This is a genomic window from Stenotrophomonas sp. GZD-301, from assembly GCF_049310345.1.
In the GTDB taxonomy this organism is placed as follows: Bacteria; Pseudomonadota; Gammaproteobacteria; order Xanthomonadales; family Xanthomonadaceae; genus Stenotrophomonas.
Map to the genome: position 1 here is coordinate 61,192 of NZ_JBMOWY010000017.1, position 23,626 is coordinate 84,817.

Sequence of the window (23,626 nt, forward strand, 5' to 3'; positions counted from 1 at the left end):
CAATGATCGTGGGGGATGCATACGGTATACGGTGCGTGTCTAAACGCTGTCTAACAACCGGTCTCATGGTGCGGTTAGGCCCGCTTGCCAGACTGGCGGTGCCGGAATCGCCCGGTCACCCCTGGAGCCCCCCATGAACATTCCGATGCTGACTGCCGCCCTGACCGCGGCCCTGTTCTCCGCCCCGGCCTTCGCCGCCGATCTGACCGCTGCCGATGTGCAGGCCAAGCTGCGTGCGGCCGGCTACACGCAGGTGCATGAGCTGGATCGCGAGGACGGCGTCTGGGAAGCCGACGTCACCCGCGCCGACGGCACCGTCGACGAAGTGATCGTCGATCCGTCCAATGGCGAGATCTTCGATGCCCGCGGGGGGCGCACCGTGCTCGATGCCGGGCAGATCCTCGCGCTGGCCGGCAAGGCCGGCTTCCAGAAGATCGAGTCGTTCGAACGCGAGGGCGCCACCTGGACGCTGGAAGCCCGCAACGCCCGCAACCAGCGCGTGGACGTGCGCATGAGCGGCTACGACGGCCGCGTGCTGTCGAGCCGTCGCGACGGCTGGTGGGACTGACCGCGCACGGCGAAAACGACAACGGCCGGGTTTCCCCGGCCGTGGATGTCGGTGCCGCTGGCCGGCTTACCAGCCGATCGGCGGCGGGTCCCAGTAGCCCGGGCCGCGCCCGTAGCCGTACCCGCCATACGGACCAAAGAAGCCCGGCCCCTTGCCCTCGCTCACCTGGATGTTGAGGTTGACCCCGCGGGTCTTGCCTTCATCGTTGGTGTAGTTCTTGCTGAGGTTGAGTTCGGCCGCGTTGAAATGCGTGTTGCCGTAGTTCTTCGCGTAGCCGATCCCGGTGGTGAAGCTGCCGTTGACCCGCAGCTTGTCGTCGGTGACCTCGGCGATGCCGTTGCCGGCGCGCTCGCTGACCCGGCGGCCGCTCTTGTCGCCGTAGAAGGTGCCCGGCGGATCGCCGCGCAGCGACGGGTCGCCCAGGTACTGCAGCGGCTGGTCGGGGATGGTCAGGTCCAGGCCGGTGGCCGACTGCGGGCCGGTGGCGCCTGCAGCGGACTGGGCCAACGCCACGCCGGGCATGGACAGGCACAGCAGCAGGGGAAGCAGGCGGATCATGGGAAGCTCCGGGGCGGACAGGCGGGACGGCCGACAGCGCTGACGCTAGCAGCCGTTTCTTGAATGATGCCTGTCATGCCGCCAGTTGCAAGGGGAACTCAGCCGAGGCGGTCGAATCCGAACAGCGCCGCCAGTGGATGCCGCCGGCGCTCGATCCGCGCCCGCAGCAGCCCGGCGCCGATCATCGAGTAGGTAATGCCGTTGCCGCCGTAGGCCATCGCGAACTGGACCCGCGGTCCCCACTGCGGGTGCGGACCGAAGTACGGCAGCCCGTCCGGGGTTTCGGCAAAGGTGCCAGCCCAGGAAAACGCCGGCTGCAGCGGCAGGTGCGGGAACAGCCGGGCCACCTGCTTGAGCAGGGTGCCGGCCTTGGCGACCACGCGGCGGTCGCGGCGAGCGGGTATGTCCACTGCGTCGTCCTCGCCGCCGACCAGCAGACGGTGGTCGCCGGTGGTGCGCATGTACAGGTACGGGCGGGCGGACTCCCACACCATCGTGTCGCGCAGTGGGCCAAGCAGCGCCGGATCGATCGGGTCGGTGATGAAGGCGTAGCTGCTGCGGTTGCGCGCCACCGAGGCGTCCAGCCAGCGCTGGCCGGCATAGCCGGTGGCCAGGACCACATGCCCGCAGCGGATCCGCATGCCGTCCACGGTGCGCGCATCGACGCCGCGCGAGGTCGGCGTCAGGGTGTCGAGCACGGTGCGATCGTGGACCGCACAGCCGCGCTGCTGCAGGCGGGTGAGCAGCCGGTAGGTGAGTCGGTAGGGGTCGACCCGGGCGGCAAGGCGGCTCAGGATCGCGCCCGGGGCCTGGATGCCGAACCCGTCAAGCACGTCGTCCGCGTCCAGCCAGCGCACGTCGAAGCCGTGCCGCAGACGCAGGTCGTATTCCTCGTGCAGCACCGCGCGGTGGCGGCGTTTGCTGGCGTAGTACAGGCTGTGCATCGCATGGCTGTCCACGTCGCGGAAGGCCGCAGCCACCGCGCGCAGCGCGGGAATGGCCTCGGCGCACGCCTGGTAGGCCTGCACGCCCGCGTTTTCGCCGTAGCGGCGGGCGAGGTCGATCAGGTGGGTGTCGATTTCGTACTGCAGCAGCGCCGTGCTGGCCGCCGTGCTGCCCCAGCCGATGTCGCGCTGCTCGATCACGGCCACGTCGTGGCCGTGCGCGCACAGCTCGTCGGCGATCAGTGCGCCGCTGATGCCGCCGCCCACCACCAGTACGCCGCAGCGCAGATCCTCGCGCAACGGGGGAAAGGCGTGCATCAGGCCGTTGCGGACGGCCCAGAACGGATACCCGCTTTTCAGGTCCATGCGCTCAGGCCGTGGGATGGCCGGTGTGCGGCGTCTGGATCAGGTCGGTGAGATCGAAGCCCTGCTGCCGTGCATAGGCCAGGTAGTGGTCCTGCACGGTGCGGTCCAGGGTGGGCGTGCGCGCCAGCAGCCAGAGGAACTTGCGGTCCGGGCTGCCGACCAGCGACACGCTGTAGTCCGGCGCGATCTGGATCACCCAGTAGTCGCCTTTGGTGAATGGCAGCCAGCGCAGGCCCTTGGGCAGGAAACTGACCGCCAGCCGCGCGCTGTCGTCACCGGTGACGCTCGCCTCGCCGACGGCTTCCTCGACCTCGCCGTCCATCCGGCACCGGTTGAGGACCTGCACGTTGCCGTTGTCCTGCAGCGTGTAATGCGCCGAGACGTCGGTGCACCCCTCCGGCTCGTGCCGCATCGGCAGTCGCGCGATTTCGTACCAGGTGCCCAGGTAGCGCGGCAGTTTCAGGTTGGGCACGGTCTTGAGGTCGTCAGTGGTGTTCATCGCGGCCAGGGCAGGGAGGAGGCCTCCACGATGCCCACGCCACCGCCACGGGCGGGTGAAGCCCGGGCGAGGAAGGCGTCGAGACAGTGCGTTGTCGCGGTGGGGTGCTGCGGCCCGTGGCGCGGCGCTATGCTGTGGATCGACCACAGCGAGGGACATGCGGATGTATCAGGTGATTCTGCTGACGAGCGAAACCGGCTTCGTACGCGACCGCTGGGACACGGTGGACGACGTGGTCGAGCACCAGGGCACCAGCTATTCGCTGCGCGCCGGGCCGCGCCAGCCGCTGCCCACCGACCACGCCTGGGACCCGATCGTGGTGTATGCACCGGAAGAGATCACCGAAGAGGAATTCCAGGACTGGTACGCCCGGCTGCAGCCGCAGGTGGAAGAGCTTCGGCTGAAGTACTGAGCCGCGCATACCCGGTCTGAACGAGGCCGGGTTTATAGTTCGCGCAGGCGCGGTGGTCCGCGCGAAGCCCGTGGTGCGCCGGTTTGTCTTCCCGTTTCCCTTCTTTCCTGTCGCGGCCACTGGCCGGGTTGCTGCTGCTGGCCTGGCTGGGCATGGCGCCGCTGGCGCTGGCCCAGAACGACGACCCGGCCGAGCCCGACCCGATCGCGCAGCTGGCGCAGGCCGACAAGGATCTCAAGCAGATCCAGGCCTCGCTGGACGACGGCGATACCCTGGACACGCTCAAGACGCTGTCCGACCGGGCACTGGCGGTACAGCGCGATGCGAAGGCCGCCCGCGACGCGCTCGACCCGCAGCTGAAGCAGGTTGACGGACGGCTGGCGCAGCTGGGCGAGGTGCCCGAAGGCGCGACCGAAGCGCGCGACATCGCCCAGCAGCGCAAGGCCATGACCCAGCAGCGCGCCGATATCGCCTCGGCCATTGCACGCGCCAATCTGCTCGCCGACAACGCCAAACAGCTGAGCGCGGACATCGAGAAGATGCGCGTGACCCAGTTCAGCGAGGAGCTGGCGCGCAAGGTCAATTCACCGCTGTCGCCCTCGCTGTGGCGGCAGTTCGCTACCCATGTGCCGGCCGACATCCACCGCCTGGTGCTGCTGTACCGGCAGGGCGAGACCACCGCGCGCAAGGCCATCGCCGAGCATGGCTGGGGGGCGCCGCTGACCGGGCTGGTGCTGGCGCTGCTGATGTTCTTCCCGCTGCGCCTGTGGCTGCGCGCGCTGGGCCGCCGCTATGCCGCGTCCGAGCGGGCGCCGGACGGCCGTCTGCGCCGCTCCGGGCTGGCGGTGTGGCTGCTGGCGGTGGGAACGCTGCTGCCGGGGTTCGCGGCGGTGGTGCTGGTGGCCTCGCTCGAGTCGATCGGCGCGATTCCGCCGCGCCTGCAGCAGTTGGCGCTGTACTTCCAGGTGGCCACCTTCGTGGCCGCCTTCATCACCGCGCTGAGCGCCTGCCTGCTGGTACCCAAACGACCGTCATGGCGGTTGCTGGCACTCGACGACAGCGCCGCGTGGCGGCTGCGCAAGTACGCCTGGGGCGCGGCAGGGCTGACCTTCATCGGCATCCTGCTGGTGGAGATCAACCGCGCCTCGCGCACCAGCGAGATCACCACCGTTGCGGTGGACGGGCTGGTGGCCATCACCTACATGGCGCTGATCATCGCCATCCTGGTGTCGCTGGCGCGGTTGCACCGCCGCCAGGCCGCCGAGGCCGCCGCCAAGCTGGAGGCGCAGGAAGGCGATGGCAAGACCAAGGCCGATGGCAAGCCCAAGGGAGTGCCGCGCAGGAGCGGCTGGATCGTACTGGCCCGCGTGGCCGGGCATGTGGTGGTGGCTGCGGCCGTCATCGCGACCCTGCTGGGCTACCTCAACTTCGCGCTGTTCGTGGCCCAGCAGCTGGTCTGGGGTGCGGTGGTGCTGCTGGCGGCCTCGCTGCTGCTGAAGTTCGCCGATGACCTGGCCACCACGATGCTGTCGCCCAGCAGCCGGGTCGGCCAGAGCATCGTGCTGACCACCGGGCTGAGCGAGGCGCGGGTGGAGCAGGCCGGCGTGCTGCTCTCGGCGGTACTGCGCATCGGCGTGATCCTGCTGGCGGTGCTGGCGCTGGCGGTGCCGTTCGGCAACCTCAATGCGTTCTACGGCGGGCTGGATGCGCTGTCGGGCGGCTTGAAGATCGGCGAAACCACGCTCAAGCCCAGCAGCGTGGTGTATGCGCTGCTGGTGTTCCTGGTGGTGTGGGCGGTCATGCAGGCGTTCCAGCGCTGGCTCACCGAGACCTACCTGCCGAAGACCGAGCTGGACGCGGGCGCGCGCAATTCCATCAGCACCGTCACCCGCTACCTCGGCATCATCGCCGCGGTGTTGTGGGGCCTGACCGCGCTGGGCATCGGGTTCGAGAAGCTGGCGCTGGTGGTCAGCGCGTTGTCGGTGGGTATCGGCTTCGGTCTGCAGGCGATCACCCAGAACTTCGTCTCCGGCCTGATCCTGCTGGCCGAGCGACCGGTCAAGATCGGCGACTGGGTCAAGCTGGGTGATCAGGAAGGCGACATCAAGCGGATCAGCGTGCGCTCGACCGAAATCCAGGTCGGCGACAAATCCACCCTGATCGTGCCCAACTCCGAGCTGATCACCAAGACCATCCGCAACATGACGATGGGCAATGCGCAGGGGCGCATCCAGATCCAGTTCTCGGTGCCGCTGAGCACCGATGTGGCTGCGGTACGCCAGATCCTGCTGGATGCCTATGCCGCGCATGTGGCGGTGCTGGCCGATCCGGCGCCGTCGGTGTTCATCGATTCGATCGCCAACGGCCAGATCGCGATCAACAGCTTCGCCTACGTATCGGGCCCGCGCGCCGTGTACGGGGTGCGCAGCGACCTGTACTTCAACATGCTGCAGAGCTTTGCCGCTGCCGGCATCGCCCTGTCCTCGCCGACCGACATCCACCTGGTCCGCGACCCGTAATGCCGGCCGCTGGCCGGCAACCCCGGCCACCGGCTCCGCGCGCTGTCAGCCGCGGTTGCCGCGGCGCGACGGCACCAGCGCGAAGGTATCCACGGCGAGCTTCTCGGCGTGGTTCAACCAGGCGCGGATCTCCAGGTCGTCCACTTCGTGATCGAGCCCGAACGGCACGTTGATGCGGCCATCGGCATCGGGCTGCACCCACTGCTGGGCGACCACCACCTTGCGCTGCGACGACACCGCCTCGATCCAGAAGCCGCGGTCGGGCGACTGCCTGGCCACCATCTGCAGCATGTACTGGCCGGCGCGGGTGCGGCGGCCCTTCTGCGTGATCATGTGCGCCTGGCGGATGCTCGGGCGCGGGCCGGTGCTCGGGTCGAGCGGCCCATCCACGGCGATCCCGGTACGCAGCTGCTCATCGCGGAACAGCTTGATGCCCTTGTCCTGGTTGACCAGCATCGCGCACCAGTCGCCATCGGCCGAGCCATCTTCGAAGGCGGTGCAGCGATCCACATAGGCCAGGGTGTTGGCGGGGTCGGCCAGGTCGAACTGCTTGGAGGTGTTCTCCAGATACACCGACTTCAGGTCCCACTGCCTGTCGTACTCCAGCAGCACCGGCGGCTGCACGTGCTGCAGCCCGACCACCACCTGGTTGTCGTCGTCGATGCGCAGCTGGCGGGTCTTGTCGCCCAGCCACAGCGAGCGCGAGAACGCCAGGTAACGCGGGTAGTCGCGGCCGTTGTCGCGGAATGCCGCCGCGCTCGCACTGGCGCTGTCGCCCCGCTTGGGATCCAGCAGCGAACGGCCGAAACCGATGGCGTTGATCTGCGGTTCGATCAGGCTGAGCAGGGTGGCACCCGAATCCAGGGTGGAGGCATCGGTGGCGGCGAGCTGGCGCGGGGCGATGTCCTTGCCGAGGAACAGCAGCAGGTTCTCGCGCGACTGCTTGGCCAGCACATGGCTGAGATCGTTGGGCATGGCCAGGTGATCCGAGGCGATCACGATCAGCGTGTCGTCGCCATACGGGCTGGCCTGGATGCGGTCGACCAGGCGGGAGATCAGCCCATCGGTGCACTTGAGCGCGTTGAGCAGGCCGATGTTGCCGTAGTCGCTCTGGTAGCGGGTGCGCTTGCAGGCCACCGGCAGATGCCCGGCCGGGTGATGGGTATCCATCGTGAGGGTGGTCAGCATGAACGGCTCGCCCTTGCGGGAGAGCTGCACGAAGCGATCGTAGGCCTTGTCCAGCAGCACATCGTCGTGCACGCCCCAGGTGGAGAAGTGCGAGCGTGCGATCTTCTGCTGCTTGAACCAGGCCAGGTCGTCGACCGCATCGAAACCGTGCGTGGCCAGGAACTGGCCCTTGCCGGCGAACTGGCCGTTGGCGCCGCCCAGATAGTGGTTGGTGTAGCCCTGCTGCTTGAGGTAGTCGCCCAGGCACACCGCCTCGGGCAGGAAGCTGCCCATGCGGCCCATGCTGTTCTCATCGCCCTGGGCGGTGGTGAGCGGCACGCCGCACATCGACGACACCAGGCCGGCGATGGTCCAGCCGCCACCTTCGGCCGAGGCCAGCCCGCGCACGTCCAGCGACTGCGCAGCCAGGCGGTTGAGGTTGGGCATCAGGCCGGGGAAGGTGGTCTCGTCCAGATAGGTGCGTTCCAGGCTCTCACCGTAGATCCACACGATGTTGCGCGGCTTGCGCAGCGGCTGCTGCGGCACGCGGTACTCCGGTGCGACCATGCTGTAATCGACCGGGCGCATCTGCTGATAGAGGCGTTGGCCATCGTGATACAGCGGGCTGACCAGGATCGCGCCGAACCACACCACCACGAACCCGCCGAAGATGGCGGCGCCGTGGCCGCTGCGCTGCCAGCGGCGGATGCGCGTCATTGCCAGCGGCAGCAGCGACACCAGCGCCAGCACGATGAAGCCGGCGATGTAGGTCTTGAAGTCGGCGATGCCTGCGCCTTCCATATCCGCACCCAGGTGATACAGGGTGGCGGCATTGAGGCCGTCGCCGGAGAGTTTGTCGATCAACCACCACGCGCTGAGTGCGAGCATCAGCAGCGACATCAGGCCAGCTTTCCACCACACCCACGTACGTGATGCGAGCAACAGCCAGGCGAGCAGCAACAGCGACAGCAGCAGGATCCAGAGCATAGGCACATTCGGCAGCGGAGACAGGTGGTGATGGACGTCATGACGACGTGAGTTCCCATCCGACCGGCTGTCCAACCACATGTGCATGACAGGCCGATGACCCGATCATGCCTGCACGAACCTGACTGAAATGTTTGTTCAAAACGACATCGAATGTCGCGTATCGCACTGCCATCTGCGACGTAAAACGCGCGTGAAATAGCGGGGTGCCCACCGTGGGTGGGCACGGAAATATCAGCGGTGCCCGCGCTCTTCCTTCGAACGTGCACGACGATCGAAGATCAATGCGCTGAGGATGATGCCAAGCCCAAGGAACACGCCGATCAACATCAGCGTGAATGCGATGGCCGGGTAGCCGAACAGGTGCCAGCCGGTATCCACCTTCATCATCATCGCCGCCGCCAGGATCAGCGCGGCGGTGACGATGCCGGCGGAGACCCGGTTGGCGATCTTCTGCAGGTTCTCCATCAACCGCGATTCTTCCAGTCCCGTCACCTTCATCTGCAGCCGGTTCTCGGCCAGCAGCGCGAGAATGTCGGTCATCTTGCGCGGCCCGTCGCGCAGCAGCTGCTGCAGCTCCATCGCCTCGCTGGCCAGGTTGGCCGCCGACAGCGACTTCTTCAGGCGCGCGCGCATCACGTGCTGCAACTGGCGCTCGACGATGCGGCGCGTATCCAGGTCCGGCGACAACAGCCGGCATACGGTTTCCAGGTTGAGCAGCGCCTTGCCGAGCAGGCTCAGCTCCGGCGGTGTGCGCAGGCCGCTGGCGGTGGCAATGCGGACCAGGTCGAGCACCACGCGGCCTTCTGAGAAGCTGCTGTTGGCGGCGTAGCGCGCGATCACCTGGCCGGTTTCGCGCAGGTAGCGCTCTTCATCGAACGACTCCAGTCGCGTGCTGATGCCGATGATCTCGTCGGCCACTTCCTCACCGCGGCCGTCGACCGCGGCGAACAGCAGCTTCAGCAGCCGCTCGCGCAGCCGCGGCGGCATGTGCGCCACCATGCCCAGGTCGAAGATCGCCAGGCGTCCTTCCGGCGTCACGCGCAGGTTGCCCGGATGCGGATCGGCGTGGATTTCGCCATGCACGAAAATCTGATCGACATAGCCGCGGATCAGCGCCGCCGCCAGCGGTGCCATCGGCTGTTCGGTGCGGCGCACATCGGGAATCATGTCCACGCGCACGCCCTGCGCCAGCTCCATCGTCAGCACGCGATGGCTGCAGTAATCCCAGATCGGCTGCGGCACCCACAACGGTTTGAACGGACGCAGATGCTGGCCGAAGCGCTGCAGGTTCTCCGCTTCGGCCTGGTAGTCCAGTTCCTGCATCAGCGTTTTGGCGAACTCGTTGAGCCAGTCGCGCAGGCGCACCCGGCGCCCCACCTGGGTGAGATGGTCGGCGGCCAGCGCGAAGCTGCGCAGCACCTCCAGGTCCGAACGGAGCTGGGCGGCCACTTCCGGCTTCTGTACCTTGACCGCCACCTCGCGCCCGTCATGCAGTGCTGCACGGTGCACCTGCGCGATCGAGGCGCACCCCAGCGGCACCGGGTCGAACGAGGCAAACAGTTTGGAGACCGAGGCGCCCAGTTCCTGCTCGATGATCGCGTAGATGCGCTCCACCGGGATCGGGGCGACCTTCTCCTGCATCCGCTCCAGCGCGGTGGCGAACTCCACCGGCACCATGTCGGGGCGGGTGGAGAGCATCTGGCCGAGCTTGACGAAGGTGGGGCCCAGCGCCTCCAGATCGGTCACGAACTGCTCGGGATTGCCTTCGGGCGGCAGGTCGTGCACGGCGCGGGCATCCAGGTTCATGCCCGAGAACACGCCGGAATGGCGGTAGCGCAGCAGCAGCCGCAGGATCTGGCTGCGGCGGTTCATGCCCTTGACCAGCGAGGGCGAACCGGGGGCGACAGGTGGCGTATTCAAGCAGGACTCCGGCAACGGCGATCCATCGCAGTGTGGCCGGGCCCCGGTGGTGGAGCGGTGAATCCGGCGGCATCTACCGCGAACGGGGCTGGATCAGTCAGAATCGGCGCTTCGATCCATCCTTTGGAAGCCTCATGGCCGGTGCCAGTCTGTTCGCGTTGCTCGATGACATTGCGTCCCTGCTGGACGACGTGTCGGTGCTGACCAAGGTGGCGGCCAAGAAAACCGCCGGTGTGCTGGGCGACGATCTGGCGCTGAACGCGCAGCAGGTCACCGGCGTCAACGCCAACCGCGAACTGCCGGTGGTGTGGGCGGTGGCCAAGGGCTCGCTGGTCAACAAGGCGATCCTGGTGCCGGCCGCACTGGCGATCAGCGCGCTGGAAGCCTGGCTGCGCGGCAAGGGCTACCCGGTGCCGATCGTAGTGCCGCTGATGATGATCGGCGGTGCGTTCCTGTGCTTTGAAGGCGTGGAGAAGCTGGCGCACCGCTTCCTGCATTCCAGGGAAGAAGATGAACAGAAGAAGGCCGAGCGGGTGAAGGCGCTGGCCGATGAAAAGGTGGACATGGTTGCGTGGGAGAACGACAAGGTGAAGGGCGCGATCCGTACCGACTTCATTCTCTCGGCCGAGATCATCGTGCTGTCGCTGGGTGTGGTTTCCGCGGCGCCGTTCCTCAACCAGGTCACCGCGCTGGTGATCATCGCGCTGGCCATGACCGTGTTCGTTTACGGCCTGGTCGCCGGCATCGTGAAGCTGGACGACCTCGGGCTGTACCTGTCGCGCAAGGGTGCGGCGCTGGCCGCGTTCGGTCGTGGCCTGCTGGTGGCCGCGCCGTGGCTGATGAAGTTCCTCTCGGTCGCCGGCACCGCTGCGATGTTCCTGGTCGGTGGCGGCATCCTGGTGCACAACGTGCCGGCGCTGCACCACCTGGTGCTGTCGCTCGGTGGCGAGGGCAGGTGGGGCTGGCTGGTCAACGCGCTGGGCAACATGGTGGTCGGCGTGATCGCCGGTGCGATCGTGCTGGCCGCCGTCACCGCCATCCAGAAGCTGCGCGGCAAGCACGCCGCGCATTGACCCCGCAGCGCCGGGTGCCACCCGGCTGCTGTTCGCGCGCATGTTGCAGCCGGGTAGAACCCGGCGCTACGACCAGTCGCGCAGCCCGTCCAGCTCGGCGCGTGCCTGCGCCAACCGGCGTCCGGACAGTGCGTCGATCGCGCGCTGCAGGCGCGGCGACTGCGGATCGCGCGTGAACCAGCGCCGCGCCAGCGCCAGCAGCGCCACCATCAGCGCCGTGCCGGCCACCAGCGACACCAGCAGCCAGCGGGCCGCAAACACCGACAGGTCCACGCCCCAGGCCTGCCAGGCCAGCAGTACCGGCACCGCCAGCCACAACCAGCACCACGGCAGCCCGAGCAGCAGCTCGCCGATGGCGGTGTGCATGCGCAGCGACGCCAGTACGCGCGACTGCTCCACCACGGGCTGGTCGGGCTGCAGTTGCCGGCGCAGGTGCAGCCGCGCGGCGCTGGCGATGATCACCGCCACGCTGTAGGCATGCAGCGCCAGCGCGCTGACCATCACCGCCAGCGGCGGCTGCTGCCACCAGACGCTGCCGCAGTAGATCGCCAACGCCAGCCAGAACAGCAGCTGCATGACCTGCACTGCCCCGAAGGCCGACAGCTGGCGTTGCGCGGCGTGCTGCCGGTGGCGGCGCCAGGCATCCATCGCGGCGGGGCCCTCGTTGCCGTCGGCGCCGGCGTACTGCTGCCAGAGGTGCTGGAGTGGGTCGTTGTGCATGGCGGTGCCCTCAGGGAGTGGGGTCGAAGCGCGCCCGCAGCTGCTGGCGCAGGCGGTGCAGACGGGTGGAGACATTGGCGCTGCTGATACCCAGGATCTCGGCGATCTGGCGGTGGTCGTGGTCGTCCAGGTGCAGCAGCATCAGCGCCCGGTCCAGGGCCGGCAGCTCGCGGATCGCGGCCTCCAGCTGCCGCAGCGTATGCCGGTGTTCGGCCGGCGCACCGTCGTCGGCGGCCAATGCCGCCTCGTCCAGTACCGCGTGGTGGCGCTGGCGCAGCTGCTGGCGGCGCAACTGCGAAATGGCCACGTTCAACGCGACCCGGTACAGCCAGGTGGAGAAGCGGGCACGCGCCGGATCGAAGCCGTCGAAGGCGTCCCAGGCCTGCACGCTGATCTCCTGGATCAGGTCCAGCCGGTCCTCCTGGTGGGCGCAGTAGCCCCGGGCGATCTTCAGCACGATGCCGCGGTGCTGGGCCAGCAACGCGGCGAAGTGGGCGCGGGGATCGGCAGGGGCAGTGGCAGTCATGTCCATACCCGGATGATTCGCAGGGACGCGGCCGATATCACACGGCGTGCTCAGCGCGGGGGATCGGCCGCCTGCACGCGGTTCTTGCCCACCCGCTTGGCCGCATACAGGGCCGCATCGGCCCGGCGCAGCAGCGTGTCGGCGTCTTCGCCCGGGTGCCACTGCGCGATGCCGGCACTGAAGTGCACCGGCACCCGCTGCTGGTCCAGCGGCAGCGGGCGCTGGGCCAACGAGCGCTGCAGGCGCAGCAGCGTGGACATGCTGTCCGCGCCCGGGGTTTCCGGCAGCAGCAGCACGAACTCATCGCCGCCCAGGCGCGCGATCGCATCGCTGCTGCGCAGGTGTAGCTGGCAGACCGCGACCAGGTGGCGCAGGACCGCATCGCCGCCGGCATGGCCGTGCGCATCGTTGGTCTGGTGGAAGTCGTCCAGGTCGATCAGCGCCACCGCCAGCGGGTGGCCGTGGCGAGCGGCCCGGGCCAGCTCGCGCTCCATCAGTTCGTCGAAGCCACGGCGGTTGAGCGCGCCGGTCAACGGATCGGTGCGGACCAGCCCGGAGACATCGCGCAGTTCCTGCTCCAGCTCGGCGATGCGCGCTTCGGCCTGTTCGACTTCGCGGCGTGCGTTGCCGAGGTGGTCGCGGGCCTGCAGGGCCTGCTCCTGCACCCGGCCGGTGTCCTGCAGCACGTCCTGCAGCAGCTGGTTGAGGTCGGCGATGCTGCGTGCTTCCTTCAATGCCAAGGCATAGCTGCTGATCCGGTCGTGGTATTCGCCGGTACTGACGGCCATCCCGTCCAGGCGCTCGATGAAGCCTCCCATCAGGTCCTTCATCGCCACCTTGGAGTCGCTGATGCTCTGCTTGAGCAGCCCCTGCTTGTAGATCACCTCGCGCAGGTTGGCGCGCGCCTGTTCCACCGAGTCGCGGTCCAGCGGGCCGCTGATCAGGGCCCGCACGGCGTGCACCTGGCCGTGCAGCCAGCTGCTGTCGTCGAGCAGCTCGCCGATGTTGTCCAGCAGCAGGTCGAACAGGCTCAGCAGCAGCTCCTGCTGCTCCTGCCAGCCATCGCTGCGCACGCCGATCTGGTGGGTGAGCTCGCGCAGGCGCTGCTCGATCGGCTGCAGCGGCTGGCCGGGGTGCCAATGGCGCAGGTCGCCGGCGATGCGCGCCGGTTCGTCCTTCAGCTCGGGCATGTTCTGCAGCAGGCTGGCCACCGTGACCCCGAGCGTATGCCGCAGCAGCTCGCGCATGCGCAGGCTGTCGGGCTGCCCGTCCGGGCTTTCCTGCTCGATGGTGCGGATGTACTTGTCGATCAGCTGGCGCATCGCGCGGCCGTAGCTGACCCAGTCGGCGCTGCGCTGCGCCGACTGCAGGCGCAGGCCCATGTCGCCCAGCTCACCGGGCAGGGTGGACATGCCGTGGGCGAACGCGGCCAGCAGCGGCTCGGGCTGCTCGGCCCCGGCGAACAGGCGCTGCAGCATCGCGCTGCTGCCGCCCTTGGGACCGGCGGCAGCGGGAACGGCCTGCTCGATCACGCGCGTGTCGACCTGGCGCCGCGACAGCAGCCGGCCCACGGCGGTACCTGGGCTGGGGGGAGCGTCGTGCGGGTCCGTCATGCGCAGGTCCTTGGCGGGTTTCCGGCAGGTGGGCCGGGCGGGTGGGAGGTTGGAACAGTATCGGCGCCGGGCCCGCCGGCTTGAACGCACGGGCCGGGCACGGCCGGTATGCCACGATGGTAGGCAATCGGAAAGCAGGAGGGTGCGATGAAGGTGATGCTGGTAGGAGCGACCGGGCTGGTCGGCGGGCAGGTCCTGCAGCAGCTGCTGGACGACGCGCGCTGCGACGCGGTGGTGGCGCCGACGCGGCGGTTACTCAACGTGACCGACCCGGTGCTGCACAACCCGGTGGTCGATTTCGAGCGGCTGCCCGTCGACGCGGACTGGTGGGCGGTGGACGCGGTGATCTGCGCGCTGGGCAGCACCATCAGGCAGGCCGGCAGCCGGGAGGCATTCGCGCGCGTCGACCACGACTACCCGCTGCAGGTGGCCACCCTGGCGCAGGCGCATGGCGCGCATGCCTTTGTGCTGAATTCCGCGATGGGCGCCGACCCGGGCTCGCGGTTCTTCTACAACCGGGTCAAAGGTCGCCTGGAGCAGGACCTGCGCGGCCTGGGCTATCCGTCGCTGACGCTGGTGCGGCCTGGGCTGATCGGGGGTGAACGTGCCGAGCGGAGGCCGGGCGAACACCTGGCCAGCATCGTGCTCGGCGCGCTGGGCCCGGTTCTGCCGCGTGCCTGGCAGATCAACCCGGCACAGACCATCGCCGGGGAGATGCTGGAGGCGGCGCTGGCGCCGCGCCCGGGTGTGCACATCATCGACTCGGCGCAGTTGGCCCCGCGCCGGTAGCGCCGAACCCAACGAGGTAGCACCGAACCCAATGAGGTAGAGCCGACCGTTGGTCGGCTGCCCAGTATCCGGAGGAGCCGGCCAGCGGCCGGCACCACCTGGCTCGCAAACAACAACGGCCACCTTGCGGTAGCCGTTGTCGTATCCGTCATTGCCCGCCGACCAACGGTCGGCAGCTACCCATCCACGTGGATCAGCTGGCCAGCGCCAGATCATCCAGCATCGCGCGCAGGAAGCGGGCGGCTTCGCCGCCGGTGGCCGCGCGGTGGTCGAAGGTCACCGACAGCGGAATCACCTTGTGCGCTTCCACGCCGCCCATCACCGGGGTCATCTGGTGGCGGGCACGGCCGGCACCGACGATGGCCACGCACGGCGGCACCACGACCGGGGTCGCGTAGCGGCCGGCGAACATGCCGAAGTTGGACAGCGAGATGGTGTAGCCACTCAGTTCGGAGGCGGCGATCGCGCGCGATTCCACCTGCTCGCGCAGGCGGTTGACGCCTTCGCGGATACCACGTGCATCAAGCACGTCGGCATTGCGCAGCGCCGGCACGAACAGGCCGTCGTCGGTGTCCACCGCGATGCCCACATCCACATGCGCGTGCAGCGTGCGGGTCAGCGCGTCGCCGTCGAACCAGGCATTGAGCGCCGGCACCTTCTGGCAGCCAACCACGATCGCACGCACCAGGCGCGCGGTGACGTCGTTGCCCGGCACCCAGGCATGGATGTCGGCGTCGTCGTTCAATGTGGTCGGGACGACCTTGCTGTGCGCGTCGGCCATCACCCGCGCCATGTTGCGGCGCACGCCCTTGAGCTGTTCCGGCTGGCCCTTGGCAACCACGCCCGGCGGCTGGGTGCGCATCGGCTTGCCTGCCGCGGACAGCGGGGCACGGGTCTCGCTCTGGCGGGCCACCGGTGCAGCGGCGGCGACCGGTGCAGCGGCGACCGGCGCCGGTGCGGCACCGACCTTGGCGCTGCCATCGGCAGCGGCCTGCTTGACGTCGGCCATCGTCACCGCGCCATCGGCGCCGGTGGCGCGCACGCGGCTGAGGTCCACGCCCAGCTTGCGGGCGGTGGCACGCACGGCCGGAACAGCCTTGACCCCACCGACCGCGAGTGCCTGTTCGGCATGCACGGCGTTGGAGCTCTGCATTGCACCGACCACGGTGCCGGCGTCATCACGCTCGGCGGCGGGCTTGGCTTCCTCGGCCGCCGCTGCAGCCGGGATCGGCGGCGGGGTCGGCGCGGCAGCAGGTGCGGCATGCCCGTGGCTGTGGCCGGTGTCCTGGCCATCGGCGCGCTGCGGCAGGGTCGGGTCCAGCTGGAACTGCGCCAGCACGCTGCCGGTGGGGATGATGTCGCCCGCGCCGCCGGCCAGCTTCAGCACCGTGCCGGAGAACGGCGAGGGCACTTCGACCACGGCCTTGGCGGTCTCCATCGAGACCAGCGGCTCGTCCAGCCTGATCACGTCGCCTTCCTTGACGAACCACTCGACGATGGTGGCGTCGGGCAGGCCTTCGCCGAGGTCGGGCAGGTGGAAATTCTTGTTCTCACTCATGTGCAGTTCTCTTCCAGCAGTTCGAGATCGCGGGCCGGCAGCCAGCCCGTCGCGCCGTTCGCGCGTTCGGACCACCACCAGCCGCCGTGTTCGTGATGCAGTTTGACCAGTTCACCGCTGTCCACATCCAGTTCGCGGGCGTCGTAGTCGCGCAGGGCCTCTGCGCGACCATCGTCCAACCGCTGCAACCACGCCACCGGGGCCCACCCGGCACGCCCGTCATCGGTGCGTACCCAGGCGAACGCCGGCCATTCCTCGTCGCGAACGCCCAGTTCGACGATCTGGCCGGCGCGGAACCGGAGCGGGTTGGGATACTGGCTGCGGTACGGGCCTAGCAGGCGGGCCCGCATGTCAGCCCGCCGCAACGGCGCGTTTGGCCGCGCTCACGATCCGGTCCACGCTGGGCAGGTACTTCATTTCCAGGCGGAACAGCGGAATGTGGGTGTCGTAACCGGTGACGCGCTCGACCGGTGCCAGCAGGTCGTACAGCGATTCCTCGGCCAGGCGCGCGGCGATTTCCGCACCGAAGCCCGCGGTCTTCGGCGCTTCCTGCACGATCACGCAGCGGCCGGTCTTGGCCACCGACTCGGCGATGGTGGCGAAGTCGAGCGGACGCAGCGTGGCCACGTCGATCACTTCGGCACTGATGCCTTCGCCGGCCAGCTTGTCGGCCGCTTCCAGCGCTTCCTTGACCTGTGCGCCCCAGGTGACCAGGGTGACGTCGGTACCGTCGCGCAGCACGAAGCACACGTCCAGCGGCAGGGCTTCGCCGTCATCGACGACAACTTCCTTGTACTGGCGGTAGATGCGCTTGGGCTCCATGTAGATCACCGGATCCGGTTCGCGGATCGCGGCCAGCAGCAGGCCGTAGGCGCGCTGCGGCGACGACGGCAGCACCACGCGCAGGCCCGGCACGTTGGTGAAGATCGCTTCGTTGGCTTCGCTGTGGTGTTCCGGCGCGCGGATGCCGCCGCCCCACGGCACGCGCAGCACCATCGGGCAGTGCAGGCGGCCACGGGTGCGGTAACGCAGGCGTGCGGCGTGGCAGACGATATGGTCGACCATCGGGTACATGAAGCCGTCGAACTGCGCTTCGGCAACCGGCTTCATGCCCTGCGCGGCCAGGCCGATGGTCAGGCCGGCGATGGTGGTCTCGTCCAGCGGGGTGTCCAGGATGCGGTCGGCGCCGAAGCGCTGCTGCAGGCCGGCGGTGGCGCGGAACACGCCGCCGTTGACGCCCACGTCCTCGCCCAGCACCAGCACCGACTTGTCGTGTTCCAGCTCCCAGGCCAGCGCCTGGGTGATGGCTTCGATGAGGGTGATCGGGGTGGTGGTCATGTTCGGTTCTCCGCGCGCGATGGCGGCGCTGTCGGCGGCATTGGTCTGCGCGCTGGAGGCGCTGTTGTGCTTGATCTCATCCATGACGCTGCTCCAGGGCGATCGCCTGTGCGCGCTGGGCCAGCAGGTCCTGCGGCGGATCGGCATAGAGGAAGTCGAACATCGCTTCGACCGGCTGCACCGGGGTGTTGAGGTACAGATTCACTTCCTCGTCCACGCGCTTGCCGCACTCGACGGTCCAGGCAGCTTCCTCTTCCTCGCTCCACACACCGGCGTTGATCAGGTACTTGCGCAGGCGCAGCATCGGCTCGCGCTGCCAGGCATCCTTCACCTCGGCGTCGTCGCGGTAGCGGCGCGCGTCATCGGCGGTGGTGTGGTCGGACAGGCGGTAGGTCATCAATTCCAGCACGGTGCCGCCATCGCCGGCCAGCGCGCGCTCGCGCGCCTGCAGCATGGCGGCCATCACCGCGATCAGGTCGTTGCCGTCCACCTGCAGGCAGTGCAGGCCACCGGCCAGGCCCTTCTGCGCCAGCGTTTCGGCACCGGTCTGGGCCGAACGCGGGACCGAGATGGCCCAGCCGTTGTTGACGATGCACAGGATCAGCGGCAGCTTGTAGGCGCCGGCCGAATTCAGTGCCGCGTAGAAGTCGGTCTTGGAGCTGCCGCCGTCGCCGCAGACGGCCACCGCGATCTGCTTCTCGTTGTTGAGCTTGAACTTCAGCGCAGCGCCGGCGGCATGCAGGCACTGGGTGGAAATCGGCACGCAGAACGGGAAGTCCTTGGCGGCATTGCCACCGTAGTCGTTGCCACGTTCGTCGCCGCCCCAATACATCAGGACGTCGCGCGGGCGCACGCCACGCATGAACATGGCACCGTACTCGCGGTAGGACGGCGCGAACACGTCGTCCTTCTGCATCGACGCGCCGATGCCCACGTGTGCGGCTTCGTGGCCCAGGCAGGCCGCGTAGGTGCCCAGCTTGCCGGTGCGCTGCAGCGCGATCGACTTGCCGTCGAACACGCGCACGAACAGCATCTGCTTGAACATCGGCAGCAGGGCGCGCGGATCGCGCAGGGCTTCGGGCAGGTCATCGCGGACGAGCGTGCCGTCCGTGTCCAGGTACTGCAGGTATTCGATCTTGAACTCAGCGGCAACCGTCATTGCGTACTGCACCTTCGACAGGAAGTTACAAATGATATGAATTGCCATGTTAAGGAAGGCGTAGGAAAAAGCCGTCCTGCGGCGCAGCAAGTGTCCCGGTGGACAGCGCCCCGGTATACCGCAGACAGGTGACCAAATGCCAATGACTACAACGTATTCAGTTGCCGGAACCGGGCATGAGCGGCGCGCGGCGCCCGCCCCGCCAGACCGGCCCCGGCGCGCGGACCGCGCAGAAAACCGCCCCCACACGCCGGCGTAGGGAGGCAACCGGGCGGGCGATGCGGCTCTGCGCTACCCTTTCTCCCCCTTCTGCGGCGCCCGCCATGTCTGTCGACAAGAACCAACGCGATCTCGAAGCCGGTATCCACACCGATCTGGAGGGGCGCCTGACCTATGGCGGCTACCTGCGGCTGGACCAGCTGCTGTCGGCGCAGCAGCCGCTGTCCAACCCGCCGCACCACGACGAGATGCTGTTCATCATCCAGCACCAGACCTCCGAGCTGTGGCTGAAGCTGCTGGCCCACGAACTGCGTGCGGCGATCGGTTTCCTGCAGCGCGACGAAGTCTGGCAGTGCCGCAAGGTGCTGGCCCGCAGCAAGCAGGTGCTGCGCCAGCTGACCGAGCAGTGGTCGGTGCTGGAAACCCTGACCCCGTCCGAGTACATGGGCTTCCGCGATGTGCTGGGCCCGTCGTCGGGCTTCCAGTCGCTGCAGTACCGCTACATCGAGTTCCTGCTGGGCAACAAGAACGCGCAGATGCTGCAGGTGTTCTCGCATGACCCGGACGGCCAGGCGCAGCTGCAGCAGGTGCTGGACGCGCCCAGCCTGTACGAGGAATTCCTGCGCTATCTGGCCCGGTTCGGCCATCCGGTGCCCGCCGCCTACCAGGGCCGCGACTGGCAGCAGCCGCACGTGGCCGATGACGCGCTGCACCCGGTGTTCGAACGGATCTACCAGAACACCGACCGCTTCTGGCGCGAGTACTCGCTGTGCGAGGACCTGGTCGACCTGGAAACCGCCTTCCAGCTGTGGCGCTTCCGCCACATGCGCACGGTGATGCGGGTGATCGGCTTCAAGCGCGGTACCGGCGGCTCCAGCGGGGTGGGCTTCCTGCGCCAGGCGCTGGAGCTGACCTTCTTCCCGGAGCTGTTCCAGGTGCGCACCACGATCCGCAACGACGATCCGATGCCGCCGGACGCCTGATCCGGCCGGGCGCTCCTGGCGCCCATTCATCATGACGCGATGATGACCACCGGCGCGGCCGCAGGCCCCGCCGTTGCTGCACCGACTGCCCGGCAGGGGAGGATGGTCCTGCAAGTTCAGCGAGCGCGCGGCGAGCTGCACGAATCGGCGTGTATTTGACGTGAACGTGGTTGGTCTGGGATTCTCCCGCGCTGTTTGGCACATCGGACGTGCATGTCATCCACCGAACCCAGGAATCCCGCATGAGCGTAGACGCCGCCGCGAAATCCGTTCCCGAACCGGCGCTGCCGGAGTTCAAGACCACGCTGGGCCATCCGCGCCCGTTGTGGATGCTGTTCATGACCGAATTCTGGGAGCGCTTCGCGTTCTACGGCATCCGCTGGGCGCTGGTGCTGTACATCGTCTCGCAGTTCTTCCAGGGCGATTCGGCCGGCCAGGCTGCCGCCAGCCGCACCTACGGCGCCTACCTGGCGCTGGTCTACGCCGCCGCGATCTTCGGTGGCTACGTCGCCGACCGGGTGCTGGGCTACCAGCGGTCGATCCTGACCGGTGCGGTGATCATGGCCGCCGGCCTGTTCATGGTCGCCATGCCCAACAAGGAGATCTTCGAGCTGGGCCTGGCCACGATCATCATCGGCAACGGCCTGTTCAAGCCCAACATCTCCACGATGGTCGGCAAGCTGTACGGCCTGAAGGATGAGCGCCGCGACTCGGGCTTCACCATCTTCTACATGGGCATCAACATCGGCGCGATGATCGCCCCGGTGCTGACCCAGTACCTGGCCGAAGCGGTCTTCGGTACCCAGGCGATGCCGTCCTACAAGATGGTCTTCATCGCCTCGGGCATCGGCATGCTGATCAGCCTGGCGTGGTTCTACGTCGGCCGTGCCGGCCTGAAGGGCATCGGCGCACCGCCGGCGGGTGCCGAAGGGTTCGGCCGCATCATCATGGTGCTGGTCGGCTCCATCGTGGCCATCCCGGTCGCCTACTTCCTGCTCTCCACCGGTGCCACCGCACTGGCCTGGATCCTGGGCGTGATGTTCGTGGCGCTGGGCGTGCTGCTGCTGGTCGAAGGCATCCGTGAGGGCAAGGTGCAGCGCGACCGCGTGATCGCCATGCTGATCATCTTCACCTTCAACGTGATGTTCTGGATGTTCTTCGAACAGGCCGGCAGCTCCTTCACCTTCCTGGCCGACAACATCGTCAACCGCAACCTGGGCGGCTGGACCTTCCCGACGGCGTGGTTCCAGTCGGTCAACTCGGTGGCCATCATCACCCTGGCCCCGATCATTGCCTGGATCTGGATCAAGCTCGGCCGTGCCAACCCGTCGATTCCGCGCAAGTTCGGCCTCGGCCTGCTGTTCAACGGCGCGGCGTTCGCCCTGCTGATGCTGGCCCTGTCGACGATGGTGGTGGACGGCAAGATCCCGTTCTGGACGCTGTTCATGGTCTACGTCATCCAGTCCGTGGGCGAGCTGTGCCTGTCGCCGATCGGTCTGTCGATGGTGACCAAGCTGGCCCCGGTGCGCCTGGTCGGCTTCGGCATGGGTGGCTGGTTCCTGTCCACCGGCATCGGCAACAACCTGTCGGGCATCTTCGCCGGCGCGGTCAGTGGCGAAGGCGGCATGACCGTCGAATCGGCGCTGAAGGGCTACACCTTCGGCTTCTGGGCATTGATCGGCTCCGGCGCGCTTCTGTTCCTGATCGCCCCGCTGATCAACAAGCTGATGCACGGCGTCAAGTGAGGTCTGCGATGCGCATGAACACGTGGTGGTCCCCGATGATCCTGGCCGGCCTGCTGGCCGCCTGTTCGCCGTCGGCGCCCACCGCCGCGCCTGCGCAGCCGCTGGACACCACCGAGCAGAAGCCACCGGTTGCCGATCCCGGCCAACCGGTGGCGTCGGGCAACACCCCGGCCGCCGCGGATATCGCGGCGGTCGCCGCACTCAACGCGCAGTTCGATCCGGGCCGCGACCCGGTCGCGGACCTGGCCACGGCCAAGGTTGAAGCCCAGCGCGGTGGCAAACGCATCGTGCTGGACGTGGGCGGGGAGTGGTGCACCTGGTGCCACCTGATGGACGCCTTCATCGAGGGCGATGCGGAGATCCGCAGCTTCCGCGATGCCCACTTCGTGTGGATGAAGGTCAACTACAGCGAAGACAACGAGAACACGGCGTTCCTGTCGCAGTTCCCGGCGATCAAGGGCTATCCGCACCTGTTCGTGCTCGACGCGGACGGCACGCTGCTGCACTCGCAGTTCACCGGCGAGCTGGAGGCCGACAAGGGCCAGCCGAAGGGCTATGACCGCACACGGTTCTTCGCCTTCATGAAGGACTGGGCGCCGCCGAAGGCGCCATGATCGAAAAGGCCGCGGATTCCGCGGCCTTTTTTTTTCGGTGGGTCGCCACCTGCTGCCGGCACTACAGGTTTCAGCCGGGCTGCCGTTACCTCCAAGGACCTCATGCCGCGCCGTTCGTGGCGCGCACCCAATGGATTGAAACGCATGCAGCCGGGCACCAGCGACAGCACCTCCGATATCTCCCTCGACGGACCGGCCGGCGTGAGCCTGCCGCCGGTCGATGCGCTGCTCGACGACCACGGCGCGCTGGACACTCCGGACACGGACGCCGATACGCCCGCGCCCGGCGCGATCCGCTACCGCCTGCCCCTGGTTGCGGTGCCCGACAACGTGCTGCTCAAGGCCGCCGTACAGAAGCTGGTGGAGCAGAAGGCCCAGCTCGATGTGCTGGCCCGCAACCCGGCGCTGGCCGGGCTGCTGCCGGCCGAGTGGCTGGGCAGCGGGGTGCGCGCGGTCGACCTGCAGGGCTTCGTGCTCTCGGTACTGCCGTTCCTGCACAACGCGGCCAAGGCCGAGACCGCACCGGCGCGGCTGCCGCTCAAGCATGTGCTGGGCGACGCCGGGCGCTGGGATCGCGACGACGTGGACGAGCCCAAATCGCTGGCCTTCTTCCTGGCCAGCGACGACCGCGCCAGCGTGGGCGTGAAGGACCCGGCCGAGGCTTACCTGGTCGGCGCGCTGGGTCTGGCGTGGGCGCACGAGGGGCGCACCCGGCCGGGCTTCCTGCGGCAGATGGGCTACGACAGCATGGCCGCGCGGGTCAGCATGCTGGCCTACCCCGAACCGGGGCAGATGGCGCTGTACAGCGTGACCGCCCACGGCGTCAGCCAGATCTGGTGCGTTCTGGACCGGCGCAAGCTGCGGCCGCTGCTGGCGCCGTGGATCAGCGTGCCGCTGCTGACCGCCTACGGCGTGGCCGCACCCGCCGCCTGGCCCGCGTCGTTCCCGGCGGTGGACGAGGTGGCGCAGATGCTGGCCACCGCACGGACCGGCAAGGGGCCGGTGGAAGTGGACCTGGGCAAGGTCGCGGCCAAGGTCGCGCAGGATGCCTCGGCGGAAACCTGGATGCCGGTCAGCCTGCTGCAGGTGGGCACCTGGGCGCCGCGCTGGCGCTACTTCATGGCCACCTTCATCGGGCTGCCCTCGCTGCTGCTGGTGGTGGCCGCACTGGCGCTTCCCGGCGCCATCGAAGCGGCGGCGGTCGCCGCCTCACTGGGCTTCGCCGGCGGCGCCATCGGCGCACTGGCTGCCCCGTGGGTGCATGCGCGGCGCAAGCACCTGAGCTAGTAGCGGAGGGAGCGTGCCCGGAGAAGACCCCTAGTTCCACACGGAAAGCACAGCCACCA

Annotated in this window: 20 protein-coding genes and 1 pseudogene; 9 read left to right on the forward strand and 12 right to left on the reverse strand. The window is 68.3% G+C overall.

Annotation, left to right across the window (positions count from 1 at the left end; translation table 11 throughout):
* Positions 1-133: 133 nt before the first annotated feature.
* Complete coding sequence (locus ACO6VK_RS04670) at positions 134-568, forward strand: PepSY domain-containing protein (RefSeq protein ID WP_422505784.1); 435 nt, start codon at positions 134-136, stop codon at positions 566-568.
* A gap of 66 nt (positions 569-634) precedes the next feature.
* On the opposite strand, the gene ACO6VK_RS04675 is transcribed toward ACO6VK_RS04670, so the two are convergent.
* From ACO6VK_RS04675 to ACO6VK_RS04685, 3 genes are all read right to left on the reverse strand, one after another.
* Complete coding sequence (locus ACO6VK_RS04675) at positions 635-1,126, reverse strand: hypothetical protein (protein WP_422505785.1); 492 nt, start codon at positions 1,124-1,126, stop codon at positions 635-637.
* A gap of 98 nt (positions 1,127-1,224) precedes the next feature.
* On the reverse strand, positions 1,225-2,436 hold the full coding sequence (locus tag ACO6VK_RS04680; protein WP_422505786.1) for an NAD(P)/FAD-dependent oxidoreductase: 1,212 nt from the start codon (positions 2,434-2,436) through the stop codon (positions 1,225-1,227).
* A 4-nt stretch (positions 2,437-2,440) separates the two neighbouring features.
* Positions 2,441-2,935 carry a lipocalin family protein gene (locus tag ACO6VK_RS04685; protein ID WP_422505787.1) on the reverse strand — a complete coding sequence of 165 codons (495 nt, stop codon included), beginning with the start codon at positions 2,933-2,935 and terminating at the stop codon, positions 2,441-2,443.
* A gap of 163 nt (positions 2,936-3,098) precedes the next feature.
* Between ACO6VK_RS04685 and ACO6VK_RS04690 the strand changes: the two genes are divergently transcribed.
* Together ACO6VK_RS04690 and ACO6VK_RS04695 are read left to right on the forward strand one after the other, a co-directional pair.
* The gene (locus ACO6VK_RS04690; protein WP_422505788.1) at positions 3,099-3,347 is read left to right on the forward strand and encodes a hypothetical protein; all 249 of its coding nucleotides are present in this window, start codon (positions 3,099-3,101) and stop codon (positions 3,345-3,347) included.
* A gap of 152 nt (positions 3,348-3,499) precedes the next feature.
* The gene (locus ACO6VK_RS04695) at positions 3,500-5,866 is read left to right on the forward strand and encodes a DUF3772 domain-containing protein (protein WP_422505804.1); all 2,367 of its coding nucleotides are present in this window, start codon (positions 3,500-3,502) and stop codon (positions 5,864-5,866) included.
* Between the two features lie 45 nt (positions 5,867-5,911).
* On the opposite strand, the gene ACO6VK_RS04700 is transcribed toward ACO6VK_RS04695, so the two are convergent.
* A complete protein-coding gene (locus ACO6VK_RS04700) occupies positions 5,912-8,020 on the reverse strand; it encodes a phosphoglycerol transferase I (protein WP_422505789.1) in 2,109 nt (702 codons plus the stop codon).
* Positions 8,021-8,254: 234 nt separating this feature from the next.
* Positions 8,255-9,898 (reverse strand): annotated as a pseudogene (locus ACO6VK_RS04705) (ABC1 kinase family protein); the annotation flags it as partial.
* A 179-nt stretch (positions 9,899-10,077) separates the two neighbouring features.
* Between ACO6VK_RS04705 and ACO6VK_RS04710 the strand changes: the two are divergent.
* Positions 10,078-11,016: a DUF808 domain-containing protein gene (locus ACO6VK_RS04710; protein WP_422505790.1), complete on the forward strand. Its 939-nt coding sequence runs from the start codon at positions 10,078-10,080 to the stop codon at positions 11,014-11,016.
* A 66-nt stretch (positions 11,017-11,082) separates the two neighbouring features.
* Here ACO6VK_RS04710 and ACO6VK_RS04715 read toward each other — a convergent pair whose 3' ends face one another.
* Genes ACO6VK_RS04715 through ACO6VK_RS04725 form a run of 3 tightly spaced genes read right to left on the reverse strand, consistent with a single transcriptional unit; the run spans position 11,083 to position 13,875 of the window.
* Positions 11,083-11,736, reverse strand: a complete 654-nt coding sequence (locus ACO6VK_RS04715; RefSeq protein ID WP_422505791.1) for a hypothetical protein — start codon at positions 11,734-11,736, stop codon at positions 11,083-11,085.
* 10 nt (positions 11,737-11,746) lie between these two features.
* A complete protein-coding gene (locus tag ACO6VK_RS04720) occupies positions 11,747-12,262 on the reverse strand; it encodes a sigma-70 family RNA polymerase sigma factor (protein ID WP_422505792.1) in 516 nt (171 codons plus the stop codon).
* Between the two features lie 50 nt (positions 12,263-12,312).
* Positions 12,313-13,875, reverse strand: a complete 1,563-nt coding sequence (locus ACO6VK_RS04725) for a GGDEF domain-containing protein (protein WP_422505793.1) — start codon at positions 13,873-13,875, stop codon at positions 12,313-12,315.
* A 147-nt stretch (positions 13,876-14,022) separates the two neighbouring features.
* Here ACO6VK_RS04725 and ACO6VK_RS04730 point away from each other — a divergent pair, with 147 nt between their 5' ends.
* Positions 14,023-14,664 carry an NAD-dependent dehydratase gene (locus ACO6VK_RS04730; RefSeq protein WP_422505794.1) on the forward strand — a complete coding sequence of 214 codons (642 nt, stop codon included), beginning with the start codon at positions 14,023-14,025 and terminating at the stop codon, positions 14,662-14,664.
* Positions 14,665-14,857: 193 nt separating this feature from the next.
* Here the strand turns inward: ACO6VK_RS04730 and ACO6VK_RS04735 are convergent, their stop codons facing one another.
* Genes ACO6VK_RS04735 through pdhA form a run of 4 tightly spaced genes read right to left on the reverse strand, consistent with a single transcriptional unit; the run spans position 14,858 to position 18,719 of the window.
* The gene (locus ACO6VK_RS04735) at positions 14,858-16,222 is read right to left on the reverse strand and encodes a dihydrolipoamide acetyltransferase family protein (protein ID WP_422505795.1); all 1,365 of its coding nucleotides are present in this window, start codon (positions 16,220-16,222) and stop codon (positions 14,858-14,860) included.
* Positions 16,219-16,572 carry an SH3 domain-containing protein gene (locus tag ACO6VK_RS04740; RefSeq protein WP_136004635.1) on the reverse strand — a complete coding sequence of 118 codons (354 nt, stop codon included), beginning with the start codon at positions 16,570-16,572 and terminating at the stop codon, positions 16,219-16,221. The genes ACO6VK_RS04735 and ACO6VK_RS04740 overlap by 4 nt, the downstream gene beginning before the upstream one ends.
* Position 16,573: 1 nt before the next feature.
* A complete protein-coding gene (locus ACO6VK_RS04745) occupies positions 16,574-17,644 on the reverse strand; it encodes an alpha-ketoacid dehydrogenase subunit beta (RefSeq protein WP_422505796.1) in 1,071 nt (356 codons plus the stop codon).
* Positions 17,637-18,719 (reverse strand): pyruvate dehydrogenase (acetyl-transferring) E1 component subunit alpha, encoded by a 1,083-nt coding sequence (gene pdhA / locus ACO6VK_RS04750; RefSeq protein WP_422505797.1) that lies wholly within the window; start codon positions 18,717-18,719, stop codon positions 17,637-17,639. The genes ACO6VK_RS04745 and pdhA overlap by 8 nt, the downstream gene beginning before the upstream one ends.
* Before the next feature lie 323 nt (positions 18,720-19,042).
* Here pdhA and ACO6VK_RS04755 point away from each other — a divergent pair, with 323 nt between their 5' ends.
* The 4 genes from ACO6VK_RS04755 (at position 19,043) to ACO6VK_RS04770 (ending at position 23,567) form a co-directional block, all read left to right on the forward strand.
* Positions 19,043-19,921, forward strand: coding sequence for a tryptophan 2,3-dioxygenase (locus ACO6VK_RS04755; RefSeq protein ID WP_422505798.1), 879 nt, complete (start codon positions 19,043-19,045; stop codon positions 19,919-19,921).
* Between the two features lie 242 nt (positions 19,922-20,163).
* The gene (locus ACO6VK_RS04760) at positions 20,164-21,666 is read left to right on the forward strand and encodes a peptide MFS transporter (protein WP_422505799.1); all 1,503 of its coding nucleotides are present in this window, start codon (positions 20,164-20,166) and stop codon (positions 21,664-21,666) included.
* An 8-nt stretch (positions 21,667-21,674) separates the two neighbouring features.
* Positions 21,675-22,280 carry a thioredoxin family protein gene (locus ACO6VK_RS04765; RefSeq protein WP_422505800.1) on the forward strand — a complete coding sequence of 202 codons (606 nt, stop codon included), beginning with the start codon at positions 21,675-21,677 and terminating at the stop codon, positions 22,278-22,280.
* Positions 22,281-22,424: 144 nt separating this feature from the next.
* Positions 22,425-23,567 (forward strand): hypothetical protein, encoded by a 1,143-nt coding sequence (locus ACO6VK_RS04770; protein WP_422505801.1) that lies wholly within the window; start codon positions 22,425-22,427, stop codon positions 23,565-23,567.
* Positions 23,568-23,626: the final 59 nt, after the last annotated feature.

Coding starts and splice junctions, on each gene's coding strand:
- ACO6VK_RS04740 (WP_136004635.1), bottom strand. CDS start 16,572: ATGCGGGCCCGCCTGCTAGGCCCGTACCGCAGCCAGTATCCCAACCCG.
- ACO6VK_RS04675 (WP_422505785.1), bottom strand. CDS start 1,126: ATGATCCGCCTGCTTCCCCTGCTGCTGTGCCTGTCCATGCCCGGCGTG.
- ACO6VK_RS04700 (WP_422505789.1), bottom strand. CDS start 8,020: ATGCTCTGGATCCTGCTGCTGTCGCTGTTGCTGCTCGCCTGGCTGTTG.
- ACO6VK_RS04765 (WP_422505800.1), top strand. CDS start 21,675: ATGCGCATGAACACGTGGTGGTCCCCGATGATCCTGGCCGGCCTGCTG.
- ACO6VK_RS04735 (WP_422505795.1), bottom strand. CDS start 16,222: ATGAGTGAGAACAAGAATTTCCACCTGCCCGACCTCGGCGAAGGCCTG.
- ACO6VK_RS04760 (WP_422505799.1), top strand. CDS start 20,164: ATGAGCGTAGACGCCGCCGCGAAATCCGTTCCCGAACCGGCGCTGCCG.
- ACO6VK_RS04710 (WP_422505790.1), top strand. CDS start 10,078: ATGGCCGGTGCCAGTCTGTTCGCGTTGCTCGATGACATTGCGTCCCTG.
- ACO6VK_RS04690 (WP_422505788.1), top strand. CDS start 3,099: ATGTATCAGGTGATTCTGCTGACGAGCGAAACCGGCTTCGTACGCGAC.
- ACO6VK_RS04685 (WP_422505787.1), bottom strand. CDS start 2,935: ATGAACACCACTGACGACCTCAAGACCGTGCCCAACCTGAAACTGCCG.
- ACO6VK_RS04695 (WP_422505804.1), top strand. CDS start 3,500: ATGGCGCCGCTGGCGCTGGCCCAGAACGACGACCCGGCCGAGCCCGAC.
- ACO6VK_RS04725 (WP_422505793.1), bottom strand. CDS start 13,875: ATGACGGACCCGCACGACGCTCCCCCCAGCCCAGGTACCGCCGTGGGC.
- ACO6VK_RS04680 (WP_422505786.1), bottom strand. CDS start 2,436: ATGGACCTGAAAAGCGGGTATCCGTTCTGGGCCGTCCGCAACGGCCTG.
- ACO6VK_RS04670 (WP_422505784.1), top strand. CDS start 134: ATGAACATTCCGATGCTGACTGCCGCCCTGACCGCGGCCCTGTTCTCC.
- pdhA (WP_422505797.1), bottom strand. CDS start 18,719: ATGACGGTTGCCGCTGAGTTCAAGATCGAATACCTGCAGTACCTGGAC.
- ACO6VK_RS04720 (WP_422505792.1), bottom strand. CDS start 12,262: ATGACTGCCACTGCCCCTGCCGATCCCCGCGCCCACTTCGCCGCGTTG.
- ACO6VK_RS04745 (WP_422505796.1), bottom strand. CDS start 17,644: ATGGATGAGATCAAGCACAACAGCGCCTCCAGCGCGCAGACCAATGCC.
- ACO6VK_RS04770 (WP_422505801.1), top strand. CDS start 22,425: ATGCAGCCGGGCACCAGCGACAGCACCTCCGATATCTCCCTCGACGGA.
- ACO6VK_RS04715 (WP_422505791.1), bottom strand. CDS start 11,736: ATGCACAACGACCCACTCCAGCACCTCTGGCAGCAGTACGCCGGCGCC.
- ACO6VK_RS04730 (WP_422505794.1), top strand. CDS start 14,023: ATGAAGGTGATGCTGGTAGGAGCGACCGGGCTGGTCGGCGGGCAGGTC.
- ACO6VK_RS04755 (WP_422505798.1), top strand. CDS start 19,043: ATGTCTGTCGACAAGAACCAACGCGATCTCGAAGCCGGTATCCACACC.